This is a genomic window from Arcicella rosea (genome assembly GCF_014204325.1).
In the GTDB taxonomy this organism is placed as follows: domain Bacteria; phylum Bacteroidota; class Bacteroidia; order Cytophagales; family Spirosomataceae; genus Arcicella; species Arcicella rosea_A.
Genome location: NZ_JACHKT010000062.1, coordinates 1 through 2500, shown reverse-complemented (window position 1 = coordinate 2500; position 2500 = coordinate 1). Strand labels below are relative to the sequence as shown.

Below are 2500 nucleotides of genomic sequence, written 5' to 3'. Positions count from 1 at the left end.
CTGTGACGGCGTGCCTTTTGCATAATGACCCTACGAGTTACTCTTCCTGGCAAGATTAAGGTTTATAGAACTGGAGTCGGAGCGAAAGCGAGTCTTAATAGGGCGTTTAGTCAGGGGGAGTAGACGCGAAACCTTGTGATCTACCCATGGCCAGGTTGAAGGTGTGGTAACACACACTGGAGGACCGAACGAGTTTACGTTGAAAAGTATTTCGATGAGCTGTGGGTAGGGGTGAAAGGCTAATCAAACTGGGAAATAGCTCGTACTCCCCGAAATGTTTTTAGGAACAGCGTCGTGGTTGAGTTTCATGCAGGTAAAGCTACCAATAGGACTAGGGGGAGTCACATCCTACCAAATCCTGATGAACTCTGAATGGCATGAAATATACACGGCAGTGAGGGCAGGGGTGCTAAGGTCACTGTCCGAGAGGGAAAGAACCCAGACCAACAGCTAAGGTCCCCAAATCTATACTAAGTTGAACAAAGGAGGTCTGATTGCAGAGACAGCCAGGATGTTAGCTTGGAAGCAGCTATTCATTTAAAGAGTGCGTAACAGCTCACTGGTCGAGCGAGGCGGGCATCGATAATAAACGGGCATCAAGTATAGTACCGAAGCTTTGGATTATGTATTTTATACATACTGGTAGGGGAGCATTCTGACATCAGCGAAGGTGAATCGACAAGGTTCATTGGAGAGGTCAGAAAAGCAAATGTAGGGATGAGTAACGATAATGCGGGCGAGAAACCCGCACGCCGAAAAGTCAAGGTTTCCTCAGCTATGCTAATCAACTGAGGGTTAGTCGGGGGCTAAGGGTTTAGCGAAAGCGAAGATTTAATGCACATCAGGTTAATATTCCTGAACTTACTATTAGGGAAACACAATGACGGAGATTCGTGGTTGGCAGGTACTGACGGAATAGTGCCTTTGAGAAGAAGCCGCAAGGCAGAAACGAGTTAGCGAAGAGACTTCCAAGAAAAGTTGTGAATCTATACTTATTAGTAACCCGTACCGTAAACCGACACAGGTGACTGGGAAGAATATTCTAAGGCGCTCGAGTGAATCACGGCTAAGGAACTCGGCAAATTAACCCTGTAACTTCGGGATAAAGGGAGCCTACTCAGCGATGAGAGGCCGCAGAGAATTGGTCCAGGCGACTGTTTAACAAAAACACATGGCTTTGCAAAAACGAAAGTTGACGTATAAGGCCTGACACCTGCCCGGTGCTGGAAGGTTAAGAGGGGATGTTAGCGCAAGCGAAGCATTGAATCGAAGCCCCAGTAAACGGCGGCCGTAACTATAACGGTCCTAAGGTAGCGAAATTCCTTGTCGGGTAAGTTCCGACCTGCACGAATGGTGTAACGATCTGGACACTGTCTCAGCCGTGAGCTCGGTGAAATTGTAGTAACGGTGAAGATGCCGTTTACCCGCAACGGGACGGAAAGACCCCATGAACCTTTACTATAGCTTAGCATTGAGTTCTGGTACTGGATGTGTAGGATAGGTGGGAGACTTTGAAGTAGTGTCGCTAGGCATTATGGAGTCAACGTTGAAATACCACCCTTCTTGTACTGGAATTCTAACCTAAATAGGGACATTGCTTGGTGGGTAGTTTGACTGGGGTGGTCGCCTCCAAAAGAGTAACGGAGGCTTTCAAAGGTACCCTCAGCACGCTTGGTAACCGTGCGTAGAGTGCAATAGCAAAAGGGTGCTTGACTGTGAGACAGACAAGTCGATCAGGTACGAAAGTAGGATATAGTGATCCGGTGGTTTAGTATGGAACAGCCATCGCTCAAAGGATAAAAGGTACTCTGGGGATAACAGGCTGATCTCCCCCAAGAGCTCACATCGACGGGGAGGTTTGGCACCTCGATGTCGGCTCGTCACATCCTGGGGCTGGAGAAGGTCCCAAGGGTTCGGCTGTTCGCCGATTAAAGTGGCACGCGAGCTGGGTTCAGAACGTCGTGAGACAGTTCGGTCCCTATCTGTTGTGGGCGTAGGATTATTGACAGGTTCTGACTTTAGTACGAGAGGACCGAGTTGGACTGACCGCTGGTGTATCAGTTGTTCTGCCAAGGGCATTGCTGAGTAGCTACGTCGGGATCAGATAAGCGCTGAAAGCATCTAAGTGCGAAACTGACCTGAAGATGAGTAATCCATATAAGGGCGGTCGTAGATGACGACCTTGATAGGTTGCAGATGTAAAGGTAGAAATACCATAGTCGAGCAATACTAATTACCCAAGAGCTTTATTCATATAACTGTATGTAATCTGCAGTGTTCTTACTCTTCAACATCTTTCACAATATTATATGAGAAAAACTCATAAAGACATAGAGTAAAGTAGCTAATCATAAAATGATACAACTACCCACTCAAAGAATTTATGGGGTTGATAGGACTGGTGTTCACCTCTTCCCATCTCGAACAGAGAAGTTAAGCCCAGTTCCGTTGATGATACTGCAATCATATGCGGGAAAGTAAATAAACCCCAAAAATATTA

General features: G+C 46.9%; 2 rRNA genes (1 of these 2 cut by a window edge). Both read left to right on the top strand.

The features are described 5' to 3' along the window. Positions 1-2253, top strand: a 23S ribosomal RNA gene (locus tag HNP25_RS21470); it begins 576 nt to the left of the window's first position. 129 nt (positions 2254-2382) lie between these two features. Continuing rightward, positions 2383-2494: ribosomal RNA gene (gene rrf, locus HNP25_RS21465) — 5S ribosomal RNA — on the top strand. The last annotated feature ends 6 nt before the right edge of the window (positions 2495-2500 follow it).